Annotated in this window: 18 protein-coding genes and 1 tRNA gene; 15 read left to right on the forward strand and 4 right to left on the reverse strand. The window is 36.9% G+C overall.

From position 1 onward, the window contains the following. Positions 1–235 precede the first annotated feature (235 nt). From glyA to nusB, 6 genes are all read left to right on the forward strand, one after another. A complete protein-coding gene (glyA, locus tag ACFING_RS06915) occupies positions 236–1549 on the forward strand; it encodes a serine hydroxymethyltransferase (protein ID WP_375621302.1) in 1314 nt (437 codons plus the stop codon). A gap of 11 nt (positions 1550–1560) precedes the next feature. Further along, positions 1561–2043 (forward strand): transcriptional regulator NrdR, encoded by a 483-nt coding sequence (gene nrdR, locus ACFING_RS06920; RefSeq protein ID WP_375611570.1) that lies wholly within the window; start codon positions 1561–1563, stop codon positions 2041–2043. Beyond that, on the forward strand, positions 2036–3166 hold the full coding sequence (gene ribD / locus ACFING_RS06925; RefSeq protein WP_375613062.1) for a bifunctional diaminohydroxyphosphoribosylaminopyrimidine deaminase/5-amino-6-(5-phosphoribosylamino)uracil reductase RibD: 1131 nt from the start codon (positions 2036–2038) through the stop codon (positions 3164–3166). Before nrdR ends, ribD begins: the two co-directional genes overlap by 8 nt. Then, entirely contained in the window at positions 3148–3765 is a 618-nt protein-coding gene (locus tag ACFING_RS06930; RefSeq protein ID WP_375621301.1) for a riboflavin synthase, read from the forward strand. Before ribD ends, ACFING_RS06930 begins: the two co-directional genes overlap by 19 nt. A gap of 81 nt (positions 3766–3846) precedes the next feature. After that, the gene (locus ACFING_RS06935; protein WP_375621300.1) at positions 3847–4302 is read left to right on the forward strand and encodes a 6,7-dimethyl-8-ribityllumazine synthase; all 456 of its coding nucleotides are present in this window, start codon (positions 3847–3849) and stop codon (positions 4300–4302) included. Positions 4303–4304: 2 nt separating this feature from the next. Next, entirely contained in the window at positions 4305–4775 is a 471-nt protein-coding gene (nusB, locus tag ACFING_RS06940; RefSeq protein WP_375621299.1) for a transcription antitermination factor NusB, read from the forward strand. Positions 4776–4850: 75 nt separating this feature from the next. On the opposite strand, the gene ACFING_RS06945 is transcribed toward nusB, so the two are convergent. Further along, positions 4851–5330 carry an outer membrane protein assembly factor BamE gene (locus ACFING_RS06945; protein ID WP_375607172.1) on the reverse strand — a complete coding sequence of 160 codons (480 nt, stop codon included), beginning with the start codon at positions 5328–5330 and terminating at the stop codon, positions 4851–4853. A 221-nt stretch (positions 5331–5551) separates the two neighbouring features. Between ACFING_RS06945 and ACFING_RS06950 the strand changes: the two genes are divergently transcribed. The 5 genes from ACFING_RS06950 (at position 5552) to ACFING_RS06970 (ending at position 9445) form a co-directional block, all read left to right on the forward strand. Further along, entirely contained in the window at positions 5552–6109 is a 558-nt protein-coding gene (locus ACFING_RS06950; protein ID WP_375611573.1) for a DUF177 domain-containing protein, read from the forward strand. A gap of 149 nt (positions 6110–6258) precedes the next feature. Continuing rightward, entirely contained in the window at positions 6259–7329 is a 1071-nt protein-coding gene (plsX, locus tag ACFING_RS06955) for a phosphate acyltransferase PlsX (RefSeq protein WP_375611574.1), read from the forward strand. A 49-nt stretch (positions 7330–7378) separates the two neighbouring features. Then, positions 7379–8353: a beta-ketoacyl-ACP synthase III gene (locus tag ACFING_RS06960; RefSeq protein ID WP_375630275.1), complete on the forward strand. Its 975-nt coding sequence runs from the start codon at positions 7379–7381 to the stop codon at positions 8351–8353. A 77-nt stretch (positions 8354–8430) separates the two neighbouring features. After that, on the forward strand, positions 8431–8745 hold the full coding sequence (locus ACFING_RS06965) for an integration host factor subunit alpha (protein WP_273791377.1): 315 nt from the start codon (positions 8431–8433) through the stop codon (positions 8743–8745). A gap of 196 nt (positions 8746–8941) precedes the next feature. After that, complete coding sequence (locus ACFING_RS06970; RefSeq protein WP_375621298.1) at positions 8942–9445, forward strand: MerR family transcriptional regulator; 504 nt, start codon at positions 8942–8944, stop codon at positions 9443–9445. A gap of 1048 nt (positions 9446–10493) precedes the next feature. Here ACFING_RS06970 and thrS read toward each other — a convergent pair. The 3 genes from thrS to ACFING_RS06985 form a co-directional block, all read right to left on the reverse strand. After that, complete coding sequence (thrS, locus tag ACFING_RS06975) at positions 10494–12470, reverse strand: threonine--tRNA ligase (protein WP_375621297.1); 1977 nt, start codon at positions 12468–12470, stop codon at positions 10494–10496. Positions 12471–12581: 111 nt separating this feature from the next. Beyond that, positions 12582–12932 carry a membrane protein insertion efficiency factor YidD gene (gene yidD, locus ACFING_RS06980; RefSeq protein WP_375630276.1) on the reverse strand — a complete coding sequence of 117 codons (351 nt, stop codon included), beginning with the start codon at positions 12930–12932 and terminating at the stop codon, positions 12582–12584. After that, on the reverse strand, positions 12933–13361 hold the full coding sequence (locus ACFING_RS06985; RefSeq protein WP_375621296.1) for an iron-sulfur cluster assembly scaffold protein: 429 nt from the start codon (positions 13359–13361) through the stop codon (positions 12933–12935). It abuts the gene before it with no gap. Between the two features lie 125 nt (positions 13362–13486). Here ACFING_RS06985 and folE point away from each other — a divergent pair, with 125 nt between their 5' ends. From folE to ACFING_RS07005, 4 genes are all read left to right on the forward strand, one after another. Further along, positions 13487–14098 carry a GTP cyclohydrolase I FolE gene (gene folE / locus ACFING_RS06990; RefSeq protein WP_375621295.1) on the forward strand — a complete coding sequence of 204 codons (612 nt, stop codon included), beginning with the start codon at positions 13487–13489 and terminating at the stop codon, positions 14096–14098. A gap of 137 nt (positions 14099–14235) precedes the next feature. Continuing rightward, positions 14236–14320: transfer RNA gene (locus tag ACFING_RS06995), tRNA-Leu, on the forward strand. Positions 14321–14512: 192 nt separating this feature from the next. Further along, positions 14513–15685 (forward strand): alpha/beta hydrolase, encoded by a 1173-nt coding sequence (locus tag ACFING_RS07000; protein ID WP_375607121.1) that lies wholly within the window; start codon positions 14513–14515, stop codon positions 15683–15685. 137 nt (positions 15686–15822) lie between these two features. Beyond that, positions 15823–16329: a hypothetical protein gene (locus ACFING_RS07005; protein WP_015856440.1), complete on the forward strand. Its 507-nt coding sequence runs from the start codon at positions 15823–15825 to the stop codon at positions 16327–16329. Positions 16330–16725: the final 396 nt, after the last annotated feature.

The following is a 16725-nucleotide window of genomic DNA, read 5'->3' on the forward strand; positions in this document are numbered from 1 at the left end:
TTAGATTATAGATATTTTTTGTAAAAGGTGTAAACAAATAAGAGTGTAAAAAAAGAAATGTAATCTCATTTTTTACTATTCTCGAGAGGAAAGTTTTTCGCTGTTTTTATAACAAAGAATAAGATAAATATTTGCCTCATTATTTTTGAGTGTAAGTAGTTTAAAATGTTTGGTTTGCATGGTTTGCTGTGTTATCGTTCTTTGACTTTATTTTTTTATGTTAGGAATGTGTTTTATGACTCAGCAAGAAAATGACGCACAAAAGCGCTTTTTTAATGATAATTTACAAACTGTTGATGGTGCAATTTTTGACGCAATTAGAGGGGAGTTTGAGCGTCAACAACATGAAATTGAGCTGATTGCTTCAGAGAATATTGTTTCAAGAGCGGTCCTTGAAGCGCAAGGGTCTGTTTTAACCAATAAGTATGCAGAAGGTTATCCAAGAAAGCGCTACTATGGTGGGTGTCAATTTGTTGATGTCGTTGAAGATTTAGCTATTGAAAGGGCAAAACAGCTTTTCGGTGCTGCGTTTGCGAATGTACAGCCTAATTCTGGTAGCCAAATGAATCAAGCTGTCTTTTTAGCTTTACTTCAGCCTGGTGACACATTTATGGGGTTGGATTTAAATGCTGGAGGTCACCTTACGCATGGTTCACCTGTTAATATGTCAGGAAAATGGTTTGATGTTGTTTCCTATGGTGTGCGTCAAGAAGATCAGATTATTGATATGGATGAGGTTGAGCAGCTTGCAAAAGAACGTAAGCCAAAACTTATTATAGCAGGGGGCTCATCTTATCCACGGCTATGGGATTGGAAACGATTCCGTGAAATTGCAGATGAAATCGGTGCTCATTTACTCGTTGATATGTCTCATATTGCTGGTCTTGTTGCTGGTGGCGTGCATCCTTCACCTGTTCCACATGCGCATATTGTAACAACAACAACACATAAGTCGCTTCGAGGTCCTCGTGGTGGTTTAATATTGACAAATGATGAGGCTTTATCCAGAAAAATTAATTCTGCAATTTTTCCTGGTCTTCAGGGTGGTCCTTTAATGCATGTGATTGCCGCAAAGGCTGTTGCGTTTGAGGAGGCTTTGCGTCCCTCTTTCAAGAGTTACAGTGCCAATGTTGTCGCTAATGCGAAAACTTTAGCAAAAACATTACAGGGTAATGGTTTTAATATTGTTTCTGGTGGTACAGATAATCATTTGTTGTTGGTTGATTTACGTTCCAAAAATCTAACAGGTAAACGTGCTGAATTGGCTTTGGGACGTGCTCATATTACCTGCAATAAAAATGGCATTCCTTTTGATTCTGAAACGCCATCTATAACATCGGGAATTCGTTTGGGATCACCTGCTGCCACGACGCGTGGTTTTTTAGAAAAAGAGTTTATTCAAGTTGGTCATCTGATTTCAGAAGTTCTTGATGGTCTTCGGAGTGCAAAAAGTGATGAAGATAATCATGCCGTTGAAATGGCTGTTGAGAAAAAGGTAAAAGATATAACGAATCAATTTCCTCTTTACTCTTATCTTACCACTCGTTAAGGATACAAAGGATGCGCTGTCCTTACTGCCAATATGAGGATACACAGGTCAAAGACTCTCGTCCAGCAGAAGAGGGGGCAGTGATTCGCCGCCGCCGTGTGTGTTCCGTTTGTGGTGGTCGTTTTACAACTTTTGAACGTGTTCAGTTGCGTGAGCTCTTGGTTGCTAAAAAAAGTGGACGATGTGAACCCTTCGATCGTGATAAGTTAATGCGATCAGTTGATGTGGCTGTACGTAAGCGCAATATTGATCCTGATCATATTGAACGAGCAATTTCTGGCATTGTACGCCAGCTTGAAAGTTTGGGAGAACCAGAGATTTCTTCAGAAAAAATTGGGCATCTTGTGATGGAAGCATTGAAAAGAATTGATGATATTGCTTATATTCGTTTTGCTTCTGTGTATCGAGATTTTCGTAATGCAAGCGATTTTCACGATGTTATAGATGAATTGTCAAAGGGTATCGCGGATACAGAATCTCGTTTTGATGAATAAAAAAGTGCAAGATGAACGGTTTATGGCTGCAGCTATTCGTTTAGCAGAACGTCATGTCGGTCTTACAGGTGAGAATCCTTCCGTTGGTACGTTAATTGTGCGAAACGATAATGGTGCTGTGGGGGCTTTTATTGTTGGCTATGGCGTAACAGCTATTCATGGGAGTCCTCATGCGGAAGTGCAAGCTTTACACATGGCAGGTTCTTTGGCTCAAGGAGCGACAGCTTATGTTACTTTAGAACCTTGTGCGCATTATGGAAAAACTTCGCCGTGTGTGAATGCGCTTATTGATTCAGGTGTTTCTCGAGTTGTTGTTGCGCTGACTGATTGTGACAAGCGTGTTGATGGTCATGGTATTGCTCTTTTGCGAGCGGCGGGTATTGAAGTGGTTGAGGGCATTTTAGCTGAAGAGGCTTTTGAATCCTTATGGACGCATTGGTGCATAAGGAAGATACAACGCTGTGCGGTCACTTTTAAAATGGCAATTTCTGCCGATAATGGTGTTGGAAAAAGAGAGAAGGGCAGCGTAAAAATTAGTGGAACACTTTCTCATGCCCATACGCATATTCTACGTGCTCAAAATAATGCTATCCTCGTTGGTATTGGTACTATATTAGCAGATGATCCACAACTCAATTGCCGCTTGCCAGGGATGGAGATGCGCTCACCAATTCGTATTATTTTGGATGCAGATTTATCTATCCCCCTTGATGCAAAAGTTGTCCAAACAGCCATAAAAATTCCTACATGGGTTATTTGTGATGTGGATATTTCAAAGAAAAGCAAAAAAAATGCATTGGAGCAATATGGTGTGTCTGTTTATTCGGTCGAGATGAATAATGGTTGTGTAGAACCCTTTGCTCTTTTACAGATGCTTTATAAACATGGGATTAATAGTGTTTTATTGGAAGGGGGTGTCAAGACAGGGGAAAAATTTTTGAATGCTGGTTGTGTTGATCATTTGATATGTTTTCATACCCCCATTGTTTTAGGCAAAAATCGTATTGAAGCCCCTCATTTTGGAAATTATCTCTCGCAGTTTCATGAGATTGAGACAAGAATGTTTGGAAATGACCGTTTTTATAAGTGGAGACGTAAGACATTATGTTCACAGGAATTATAACGGATATTGGTTGTGTTGAAGATGTTCAACCTTTAAAGCAGGGGATTCGTTTAAAGATTTCTACCCGCTATGCTATAGAAAGCTTAGCAATTGGGGCGTCAATTGCTTGTTCAGGAATTTGTCTGACAATTGTAGAGCGAGGATTAAAGCAAGAAGATTCCAATTGGTTTGTTGTCGAGGCGTGGGAAGAAACATTACGTTTAACGAATCTTGTACAATGGATAAAAGGAACTTTTGTTAATTTGGAACGTTCGCTTCGATTGGGTGATGAAATGGGAGGACATTTAGTTTCTGGTCATATTGATGGTTTGGCTGAAATCATTGATCAAAAAAATGAAGGGGATGCAATTCGCTTTTATTTAAAAGTTTCAAGACAATTTATGCCTTTCATTGTTAATAAGGGATCTATTGCTCTTAATGGGACATCTTTGACTGTTAATGGTGTTGAGGATTGTGTTTTTGATGTTCTTATTATTCGCCATACACTTGAAATGACAACGTGGGGACAAGCTAAAATTGGAGATCGGGTCAATTTGGAAATTGATCAACTTGCTCGTTATGCTGCAAAGCTTTTTACTTTAAAAAGAGAAGGTGAATAAGCCAACACTCTATTGATTGTTTTCAGAATTTTATGCTTTATAACCTTGATTTTTTTGATTCGTTTTTTGTGGAATTCCATTATGATGAAAGAGATACGTAAAAAGCCTCACGTATTGATTGTTGAAGCACGTTTTTATGAGGGGATTTCTGATGCGCTTTTGAGAGGTGCAGTGAATACTTTGCAAAAAGCTGAAGCAAGTTATGATGTTGTAACGGTTCCTGGAGCATTAGAAATACCAAGTGCAATAGCTTTTGCTGAACAAAACAAGATATCGTATGATGGTTATGTTGCTCTTGGTTGTGTTATTCGGGGTGAAACATATCACTTTGAAATTGTTGCTAATGATTCTTGTCGTGCATTGATGGATTTAACTGTTCATCAGCACTTGGCTATTGGAAATGGTATTTTGACTGTTGAAAATGAAGAACAAGCATGGGTGCGTGCAAAACTAGATGATAAAAATAAAGGTGGTTTTGCGGCTGAAGCTGCTTTATGTATGATCGCTCTAAAAAAGAGATTTGGAGATAATCGTTAAATATGGCTGATATAAAAAGCAGACATTTTTCGCGTTCAGCCAATAAACGTGGAGCAGCAAGACTCGCTGCAGTTCAAGCACTCTATCAAATGGATATCGTGGGTTCGGGGGTGATGGAAACGGCAGCTGAGTATGAGGCTTATCGTTTGGGAAAAGATATTGATGGAGACCAATATCTTGAAGCTGATTTTCAATGGTTTTTGGCTATTATAACGGGTGTTGTAAAAGATCAAAAGCAGCTTGATCCGCTGCTTCATCAACAGCTTTCTGCAGAGTGGTCTCTTTCACGTCTTGATTCTATATTGCGAGCAATTTTACGAGCAGGTTTATGGGAGTTGATCAACCGTAAAGATGTTCCCGTTGCAGTTGTCATGAATGAATATGTTGACATAGCAAAGGCGTTTTTTGAAGGTGATGAGCCAAAACTTGTTAATGCAGTTCTCGACAGTATGGCAAAAAAAGTCCGCCTCTAAGAGCTACAAATCCCCCTATTATAGATCTGATATTATCAGACCTATAATATTGAAACGGTATGCAGACTATATAATTTAGTTATGGGGTGGCAAATTCGCAGGGCCTTTTATAATTTGAATTAAGAAAGGATGTTCTTTCGTTACAGTTGGCGTTGTTTGTGTAATAAAATCAAACACTTGACCGTCTTGTAATCCGTAATTTGCAACTTTTGCAACCTGATTATTTTTATTGAAGTAAATGGCTAAAACTTTGCGATCAATAATCTTTGTTTTCATAAACTGCATCCCACGATAACGTGTCTGTGAGATGTAATAAAAAACTTCATTATCATATTTTGTTTTTAATGAAGGGGTCCCTAAAGTTAAAAGAACTTGCTCTTGACTTGAGCCAATAGAGATAGAACTTAGAGCATTTTTATCAAGAACATAGCCCTCTCTATAAATTTGGCTCGAACCTGAAGAATCAAGAAGGCTACACCCAGCAAGCATTCCTATGCTTGCTATTGATAGACCAATCAATAATTTACGTTTGATTAAGGCTATTATGTGAGGCATTTGAAACAATGGTATCTCCTTTTTATACTGAGATGTAGGACAAGAAGGCAACCTCAAGTTTTTTCTAATTTTAACTTAATCTACCGTAGCTTACACTGAGTTTCCCTGTTATAAAGCAAATTATGCCATATAGAATTTCTTTAGAAAAGAAAAAAATGCATAAATACTTGAGATAAATAAAAACATAGTGCTTTACGCGTTTTTATGTTTGGGAGTTGTCAATGAATGTTCAAAATGTTCCTCAAATGACATTTGCTTTGGCTTATCCAATATCTGTACGTTCTCTACCTGCTAAAGGTATAAGGGTTCATTTTTGTGCAAACAAAAAAGAATGTACACATTTAGCCCAGAACCATGATTTAATTGAAGTAAAATCTTGTGAGGGAAAATTCCATATTTTCCCGTGGAAAAAACGCGGAGTGCGTATAAAAGGTCTGTTGCAAGCGCGTATACTACAGTTATGTGTTGTTACATTAGAACCATTAGAAAATATCCTTTGTGAAAATATTGAGGTTGTTTTTGTTCCTGAAGATTCAAATTTGATGAAGCCCCAAATATCAGAGGATACAGGGGAATTGTTTTTAGATGTGGAGGGGCTTGATACTCCTGAAGTGTTTTATGATGATAAAATTGATATTGGCGCAATCATGGAAGAGTTTTTTGAGTTGTCTATTAATCATTATCCACGTAAAGAAGGGATAAAGATGAATATGGTTGAAAATTTAGAAGAAGCAGAGCGAAAATTCTCTCCATTTTCTGTTTTGAAAAATTGGAAGTGATTGTAAAAGCATACAAAAAATATCTATTGTATGCTAAACGGTATTTTCTGCGGAGCGATTTTCGCAAGATGTGCTGTGTGAGTATTCAGGAGCTAAAAATCATAATATGTATTTAAAGATGTAAATGAGAAGATGTGGGATATGCAAGCGTGATTAGAATTTCTGTGGATGTCATGGGCGGTGATTACGGTCCAGAAGCAGCTATTGCAGGAGCAGCAATTGTACAAAAATATTTATCAAATATTTATTTTCTATTTTATGGAGTAGAGGAGGCTGTTCGTCCGGTTTTAAAAAAATATCCCTGTTTGGATTCTGTATCGCGCTTTTGCCCTACAGAAAGTTATACACGCATGGATGAAAAGCCAAGCCAAGCACTTCGTAATGGACGTGGTAAATCATCAATGTGGTACGCCATTGAAGCGGTAAAAAATGGTGAAGCTGATGCTTGCATTTCTGCTGGTAATACGGGTGCACTCATGGCCATGTCTTATTTTTGTTTGAAAATGCTTGCAGAGGCTGAACGTCCTGGTATTGCGGGTATCTGGCCAACACTGCGCAGTGAGAGTATTGTTTTAGATATTGGAGCAACAATTGGTGCCTCTGCTAGTCAGTTGGTTGATTTGGCGGTTATGGGAGCAGGTATGTTTCGCGCTTTATATCACACTGAAAGACCAAGTGTTGGGCTTTTAAATGTGGGGGTGGAAGAGGTTAAAGGACTTTATGAAATAAAAAAAGCAGGAATGATATTGCGTGAAGTGCAATTAGAAGGATTGGAATATAAAGGATTTGTTGAGGGCAATGACATTGGAAAAGGAACAGTCGATGTTGTTGTGACAGAGGGGTTTTCTGGTAATATTGCTTTAAAAACCGCAGAAGGAACCGCGCGACAGATAGGAGAGATTTTAAACTCTGCAATGCGCAGTTCTTTTTTAACATCTCTTGGTTATTTTTTATCACGGGGTGCTTTTCGTATACTGAAACATAAAATGGATCCTGATAGGGTGAATGGAGGAGTGCTTTTAGGTTTGAATGGTGTTGTTATAAAAAGTCATGGCAGTGCTAACGCTAATGGCTTTGCTTCTGCTATCCGTGTTGGTTATAAAATGGTTAATAATGGACTTTTACAAAAAATAACGGCTGATTTACGGCGATTTCATGAAAATAAAGAAACACTTTTTGACCAAGAAGATGAAGTGGTGATGAATGGAGAGTCCTTATGATAAGCTCTTATAATAGAAATGAAAAATTTGAAGAAAAGGTAAGAGCTGAATGATTCGGTCAATTATACGTGGTGTAGGAAGTGCTTTGCCGAAAAGAAGTTTATCAAATGAAGAGATTGCAAAGTTTGTTGAAACGTCAGATTCATGGATTGTTCAGCGTACAGGAATACGCCAACGTTATATTGCCAGTGAAAATGAAACAACTTTTTCTTTAGGAGTTGAGGCTGCGCAAGCAGCACTTACAAATGCTGGTTTAACAATAAAAGACATCGATTGTATTATTTTAGCAACGTCCACCCCGAATCGTACTTTTCCTGCTTCTGCTGTTGAAATTCAGCATGCTTTGGGAATGAGCCATGGATTTGCTTTTGATATTCAAGCTGTTTGCTCTGGTTTTATTTTTGCTTTAACAACAGGAGATTCTTATTTACGGTGTGGGGGAGCTAAAAGAATTTTAGTTATTGGATCCGATACATTTTCTCGAATTTTAGATTGGGAAGATCGTACGACATGTGTATTGTTTGGTGATGGTGCTGGTGCTGTTATTTTGGAAGCACTAGAAACTGAGGGGGGTATTGCTTTTGAGCGTGGTATATTGTCTGCGAAATTGCGTTCTAATGGTGCTTATATAGATAAGCTATATGTTGATGGTGGACCTTCAACAACACAAACGACAGGCTATTTGCGTATGGAAGGACGAGAAGTTTTTAAATATGCTGTTGGTATGATAACGGATGTGGTTGATGATTGTTTTGCAGCTGCAGGTATGGATTCTTCACAACTAGATTGGTTTGTACCTCATCAGGCTAATAAGCGCATTATTGAAGCATCTGCTAAAAAGCTGGGAATTTCACTAGATAAAGTTGTGATTACCGTTGATCAACATGGTAATACGTCTGCTGCATCAGTTCCGTTGGCTTTAACAACAGCTGTTTGCGATGGAAAAATAAAAGAAGGAGATCTTATCATGTTAGAAGCCATGGGAGGTGGATTTACATGGGGAGCAATTCTTATTCGTTGGTAAATTATGGCTACTTGACCATATTTCAAGAAAACGTATAAGTCATTTTGTAATTTTTAATATTTTAATAGGTGGTTATAATGACAAGTAAGACAGTAACGCGTGCAGATTTAGCGAGCGTAGTTTGTAAAAGAGTGGGCTTGTCACATACTGAATCAGCAGCTTTAGTCGAATTGGTTTTGGATGAGATTTGCAACTCACTTGTAAGAGGTGAAGCGGTTAAATTATCTTCTTTTGCAACTTTTCAGGTTCGCAGTAAAAATGAACGTGTTGGACGCAATCCAAAAACAGGTGTTGAAGCACCGATTCCGCCGCGACGTGTTGTGACGTTTAAGGCTGCCAATGTCCTTAAACAGAGAATTTTAGATTCGCATCGTGCAAAACAGAAAAAATGATATCTCATAAATAAATGCCATGGTATGTTTGGTATTTGTTAAAGAAATGTATAAAATAAGGGTCTTTATTTTTTAGAAAAAGACTGGTGAGTAAGGTATCAATGATGGTCTTATTTTTGACTAATCTTGTTGAGAAATTGAGACAGAATGAGTCATTGTGAAGTAATTTATTTTGTTTTAAATAAGGTGTTACAAAATGGATAAAAGCTCTGATGCTTTTCGCACAATTAGCGAAGTAGCGGAGTTATTGGAGCTTCCGCAGCATGTCTTAAGATTTTGGGAAACACGTTTTAGGCAGATTAAACCAATGAAACGTGGGGGAGGAAGGCGCTATTATCGTCCGGTCGATGTTGATTTGCTCAATGGTATTAAGCAGTTACTATATGATCAGGGTTATACGATAAAAGGTGTGCAACGCCTTTTGAAAGAAAATGGTGTTGCTTTTGTGACTGCATTGGGTAATGGTGATCTTGATGCTATGAATGTGGTCATAGAGAAGAAACATGCAGTACAAACTTCTGAAAATGCTAGCAATAAGCCTAAGAAATCTTCTTTTGGGCTTTTGAGTTTCATGAGGAATGAGGGAGAAACATCTGTCGGTTCTGTGAATCTTTACAAAGATAAAACTGATAAAGCATTGTTACAAGAAATTCTGTTTGAACTCATTGAATGTAAGCGTGTTCTTGATAGAGCACGATAATAATATTTTTTTATTTTATATGTGTTTCGTAGATATTTAGATGTTTTATGGATGTGCCCAGAATTTTATACGTTCAACGAGTAGTCATATATCGTATGTGTATATTTAACGAGTTTTTTATAAGAGTTTTTCATTTGGTAAAATATGAAGAAGAGAAAGAATAAACGCTGAGTTTTGCCATTTTTTTTGATTTGGCTTTATAAAAATTAAGGTAATATCTCATCAGTGTAGATTGCGGGATGTAGAATGCCATTAGCTTACCAATTCATGTGCTTGTTTTAAAGAGATGTTTCTTCAGGCTTCTTAATCTTATTTTACCATAATGCCTCGTGAATGATTAATGGTAAATTCGTTGAGTACCGCTATTTTTATACTTATGAAGGTTCAAGTCGGCATCATCATTATAATTATAGCCTGTTCTCAATGACTGCAACAATTCTTAGCACTTTAGGCGGTTCATTGTAGGCATTTTAAAAGTCCTTTCTCAATAATTTTTATCCACACACTCATTCCGCTTGTTTCGTGCAAGCAAATGATTTTGATAGATTCAACATAAACATATTAAAAATAAGAGAAGCCTATGATATTCGAAACCTTATTTAATATGAATAACAATATATTATCATTATAAATCAATATCTTGTCCTTTTTATAAGGGCTTATCTTACGAATAAGAAATACCATTGTTCAGCTAATTTTACATATTTTTTATTAATAAATATAATCTTGTTTTCAGTTTTCTTGCTTGATGTTGCTATAATTATTGTAATGATCTATCCATGATAATAGCAGAATTTTTTTATTATAAAGGTAAAAGATTAATGTTATTATTAATATTCAATTGTCTATGATTTTTGCATTTAAACAGCTCATAGCTTATATTCAACTTTTTCACCAATCCACCTTGTAGAGAGAGAGCACGTTATTCTTTCTGGTGACAGGTCATTGTGCATGAAACAAAAACACACTACAATATCAAATTATTTCATTTTGTACAAAAACTGAAGATTTATAGTAAAAAATTAACGTATTACCATCTTCCGTGATATTATGCATTTATTACACGTTGCAAATCTGGAGGTGTTGCTTCATTTGAGAGTTGTTTAATCACATCTTCTACAGATAAAAGGGTTTGATTTGTACTTCCTAAGCGGCGCATATTTACGCTGTTTGTTTCAGCTTCACGTTTGCCACATACCAAAATTACGGGGACTTTTTGTAAAGAATGTTCTCGTATTTTATAATTAATTTTTTCATTGCGGAGATCTATTGTTGCGGAAAGCCCAACAGCTTTAAGTTTTGCTGTTATTTTTTTGGCATATTCATTTGCTTCGGATGTAATTGTTGCAACAACAATTTGTTCAGGAGCAAGCCAAAGTGGCATATGTCCAGCAAAATTTTCAATTAATATACCAAGAAAACGCTCCATTGATCCCAAAATAGCACGGTGGATCATAACAGGTTGACGTTTTTCTGAATCTTTATCAATATAGAATGCACCAAAACGTTCAGGGAGATTAAAGTCTATTTGTGTTGTTCCACATTGCCATTCACGACCGATAGCATCCTTTAATGTATATTCAAATTTTGGACCATAAAATGCTCCTTCACCTGGAAGGATGCTTGTTTTGATTTGTCCTGCAAATTTTGTTTCAATCGTTTTAAGGACAGATTCCATGATACTTTCTGCATGATCCCATAATGCATCAGATCCAACTCGTTTTTCTGGACGGGTTGAAAGCTTAAGACTAATTTCTTTAAAACCAAAATCGGCATAAGTTGATAAAATAAGATCATTAATACTGAGACATTCATCGGCTAATTGTTCATCAGTACAAAAAATATGCGCATCATCTTGTGTAAAACCACGCACACGCATAAGACCATGTAAAGAGCCTGAAGGCTCATAACGATGAACAAGTCCAAATTCAGCAAGTCTAATAGGCAAATCACGATAAGATTTTAAACCATGTTTAAAAATTTGCACATGACCAGGGCAGTTCATTGGTTTAAGGGCATAAACATTCCCATGATCTGAATCTTCTTCTGCTGAAATTACTTTGAACATATTCTCCTTATACCAACCCCAATGGCCAGATATTTCCCAGAGTGACCTATCGAGAACTTGTGGTGCATTAACTTCAGCATATTGATGATCATCAAGGCGTCTACGCATATAGCTGATCAAATTTTGGAACATTTTCCAACCTTTTTTGTGCCAAAAAATCATTCCTGGCCCTTCTTCTTGAAAGTGAAATAAGTCCATTTCACGTCCCAAGCGGCGATGATCACGTTTTTCAGCTTCTTCTAGCATATGGAGGTAGGCTTTTAAGTCATTTTCATTTGCAAATGCTGTTCCATAAATTCTCGTGAGCATTGGATTATTGGCATCGCCACGCCAATAAGCTCCTGCAACTTTCATTAATTTGAAAGCATTCCCAATTTGCCCTGTAGATTGCATGTGCGGTCCGCGACAAAGATCAAACCACTCCCCTTGATAATAGATTTTTAAATCTTGATTTTCAGGAATGCTATCAATAAGTTCAACTTTATAAAATTCCTTTTTCTCAGAAAAAACTTTTCTTGCTTTTTCACGAGACCAAATTTCTTTTCTAAAAGGTTTATTGCGTTGGATAATTTCACGCATTTTCTTTTCAATGACGGTGAGATCATCTAATGTGAAAGGTTGTTGGCGTGCAAAATCATAATAGAATCCGTTCTCAATGACAGGACCTATTGTTACTTGCGTTTCAGGAAAGAGCTCTTGCACTGCTTCAGCAAGGACATGGGCGCAATCATGCCTTATGAGCTCAAGAGCGCGTGAATCTTCTCGGGTAATAATCTCTACTTGACCAGATTGTCCCAATGGATCCGATAAGTCTCGCGTGATACCATCAAGACTATAGGCGACTGCTTTTTTTGCAAGTGATTTAGAAATAGATTCTGCTAATTCCAAGCCTGTCATTTCGGCGGGGTAATTACGTTTTGAACCATCGGGAAAAAAAAGAGAAATAGAGCAAGACATAAAAACACCCTCTTAATCCAATTCCGCTAACGATTGCGGATGGTTTCGTGAAAATTGAGTAAAAAGCTTATAGACTAATTTTTTATCAATACATGTGAAAAAAGAAAAGGATTATTTGTTGTGTTTGTCAGAAATTTTCCAGTAACGCCAAGGTTTATAAAAACAGCAAGAATTTCCAAGCGATGGAGGGACTGGATCAAAGCCATCTGTTCCAAAGGGCCCACAACGCATGATACGAAAGAGTCCCATCCATGCACCAGCCCAAAGCCCATGGCGTGCTATCGCTTCATATGTATATTCTGAACAAGTCGGAGCATGGCGGCACTGATTACCTATAAGGCTCGAAAGTGTTATTTGATAGAAACGTATTAAGGAAATACCCAATAATCGTCCGGGTGTTTTTTGCCAAGTGCCTGTGTAATTCCGAGTCAACTTTTTTTGTCTAGATTGTGATTTGAACATTTATTTTTCTTCAATTTTTTGAATGCAGTCTATCATTGCATCAAAGGGTAGTAGTGTTGCTGCATGGCGCACTTTATAGTCTTTAATGGGCTGTAAGCAAGAAAAATCCTCAAATGGAGCTTGAGGAGAAGGACCATTTTGCGTTAGCATTTGGTAGATAACTTCACGCAATATTTTAAGATCTTGAGTTGTTTGTCCGATGATATGAGATGCTAAAAGTGAAGCTGAAGCTTGCCCTAGCACACATGCATGTATTTCGTGAGCAAAATCGGTAATAATACCATTTTCCACTTTTAAATCTACAGTGATTGTCGAACCACAAAGGTGTGCATGTTTTCTTGATGTTGCATCAGGATTATTAAGACGCCCAATTTTGCCTATATGTGCAGCATATTTAAGTATTTTATCATTATAGATAGTATCAATCATGCGCTATTGCCTGAAATTTTGAAAGTCGTGATTGTTTAAACTTTTAATTCGCTTATATAGAGATTATACAAAATGAGATAGGTATGGAGCAAATGCTTTGTATAGAGTAAGCTTGGAGTTTTTGAATGCGTAATGTTGTTAAAGAAGACACAAATTTATCTGAAGAAAAGCGTCCGAGTATTGAAAAGGTGGAAGAAGCGATTCGTACATTACTCTTATGGATAGGGGAAAATCCAAATAGAGAAGGGCTTTTAGATACTCCAAAACGTATAGCCAAGGCATATCGCGAGCTTTTTAATGGTTATAGTCAATCGGTTAAAGAAACCTTAGGTACAGTTTTTGAAGAGGTTTCAGGATACAATGAAGCCGTAATCGTAAAGAATATACCTTTTTATTCACACTGTGAGCATCACATGATCCCAATTATTGGGAAAGCACACATAGCATATCTTCCTAATGCAAAAATTGTTGGTCTTTCAAAAATTGTACGTGTTGTAGATATTTTTGCTCGTCGTTTACAAACTCAAGAAGCTATGACAGCGCAAGTGGCTCACGCGTTAAAAACGTATCTGAAGCCTCATGGTGTAGCAGTATTGATTGAGGCTGAGCACATGTGTATGGCTATGAGAGGAATCCAAAAACAGGGCTCTACAACAATTACAAAAAACTTTCATGGTTATTATGAAAAAGATCAAGCGGCACAAGCACATTTTATGATGATGGTTCAAAGGTCATAGTAAAGCCCACATTTCTCGTAATCTCTATTAAGTTATAAAGCATCCGGATAAAATAAATTATGAGAAAAAGAAAATTGGCTTGTACCTTTCTTTATGATTTGTTAAAGGCTAAAAACCAAGATTTTTTCTTTCCACGTGCGGTCGTGGCGGAATTGGTAGACGCGCAGCGTTGAGGTCGCTGTGGGGCAACCCGTGGAAGTTCGAGTCTTCTCGACCGCACCAGTTCGCAGTGAGTCTCTCCATAGTGAGATGAAGTTATGTTAGAGAGAGGGGATTTATAGGCATTATAGAAAAATCTTTTTGTATGTTATTTGTTGGTGTGTTGCCAATAATATTTCGTTTTTTATTACTTTATCTATGCATTTGAAATGTTATATTTTTATAAGGTGGGGTGAAGTTGCAGTGAGAAGTATAATGATTCTGAGATATTTAACACTTCTTATTTGTATTTCTTTATTATCAGCGTGTAGTGATTCACGTGCTGTACTTTGGCATGGGGTGCATGCAACACCTTCTATGACTGCCGTAGAAAGGGAAGTTGAAGGGAAACCAGTTTCTCCAAAAGCCATCGTTCCAGTGTATGTTGCAACGAGTCGTATGATGCAAAATAATTACGCTCAACCTTATGGTGCAGAGCGATCAAATAAAGTTCATTATAATCGTGTTGACGTAGGAATTCCTCAGCAACATGTAAAGGGAGTTGTTGAAATAAATGCCTATAAACCTACACATGATAAGTATTTTGCAGCAGTAGCATTGCAAAAATACGATAATAAAGAACAGTTTAAACAGCAATTAAATGCTGCTTTAGCAAAAAAGCCAAAAGGAAAAAGAGAAATTTTTCTTTTTATCCATGGGTATAATAATAATTTTGCAGATGGTACATTTCGTACAGCACAGTTTACACACGATTATTCTTTAAATGTTGTCGCTGTGCATTATTCTTGGCCTTCGGCCGGATCAGTTCCTCTTTATATTTATGATCGTGACAGTGCTAATTTTGCCCGTGACGGATTGATAGAGCTTTTAACACTTATTAGTGAAACCAATGCTGATCAAATTTCGGTTATTGCACATTCTATGGGCAATTTTGTTATAATGGAAGCATTTAGAACGTTAGCGTTACAGGGAAAATATAGGCCTATTCGTCGTATTACAAGTTTATTAATGGCTGCACCAGATATTGATGTTGATGTATTTGAGCGCCAACTTAATGATATAAAAAAACTTCCGCAGCCAACCGCTATTTTAGTATCCAGAGCAGATAAAGCTCTTGCGGTTTCAGGACGTCTTACGGGTGGACATCATCGTGTGGGCGATGGCTCAGATATTGAAATGTTGCGTAAAAATGGAATAGCTGTTCTTGATTTTTCTCATGTGGATGGGGGAGCACACAATGTCTTTGCATCTTCGCCAACGTTGATGGCTCTTTCTCGAGAAGGTTCTTTGGCTTCCACAATTATGCAAGGTACAGAATTGTCACCTAGTCAAGCCCTTCTTGCTGATGGTAGTAGTGTGTTGGAAAAAACAACACATCTTATCCTTTATACACCTGTACGTTTTCTCTCTCCACGGATTCCACGTTGATCGTGAAAAGAGAGAAGGGGCTCCATCGAATAATGTATTGGAGGTAATATTTTTTAGCACTTTCTTTAGAATGGTCTTGTAAAATGAAAAATAAATAGCGGGATGAATGTAAAAAACAGTCATTAGGTGAGTTTGTGATGATTGCACGGAAACGCTATGTTAATACGCCTACAGTTGTTGATTATTTGTCTCATTCCGCAATTAAGTTATTAGACATTCATGCTATGCTTGTGAAGGTGAGAAAAGGTGATATGGGGGAAAAACCAAATTTATTGCGTCAAATTGATTCTACAAAAAAACAGTTAGATGAGATAAGCCATGCTCTTATTTTAGAATATCGTAAACGCCAAGAAAATGAGCGTTTTTTAAAACAAATTCTGCTATCCATTTCTGATCAACTTTTTGCACTTAATAATGGTTTTAAGGAAACAGGACGTCTTTTTTTTCAAGAAGTTAGAATACTTCAATCTCAGATGCAATGTTTATATGAGGGAAAGGAGAGGCTGCATTTGTTGAATAGCCAAGAATCTTTTTGTTCTCCGTCAAAGATTGATGAAGTCATTAAACAGTTACAAAAAGCACGAGAAAAGCTTATTCTTGAAAGCCCACATCTCTTTGAAAAAAGCACAAAAGCTAAACAATAAAAGTTCTTTAGTTGAGTAGATAGATAATTTGAATTTTACAGCAAAAACGCTGTTAGATAGAAGGCTATAACCTTTTGAAAGAAAAGAATTTGCTTTAATAAATGAAACACATGCCTTATATCTTTGCTAAAGTTAAGGCTGATTAATTAGGTGACTTTATTGAAAAAAATGTTTGTGGAAAGAATTTTACAAAAAACTTTCTGATTCTTTTAATAATAGCCCGCCGGATAATTTTACCAATGTCATGAAGTTGTTAGTATATTCATTAGGCAAATAAAAAGCAAGTAAAATAAAATAGTTATGTCTAATATAAGGGAAAAGGTGAATCTTGATTCTATTGAGTTTTTTGCCTCTATCCCTCATCTTTTTGAAGCTTTTTTATCGCCTCTATAGCTA

It is taken from the genome of Bartonella sp. AP150HLJHH (genome assembly GCF_042196385.1).
Taxonomy (GTDB): domain Bacteria; phylum Pseudomonadota; class Alphaproteobacteria; order Rhizobiales; family Rhizobiaceae; genus Bartonella.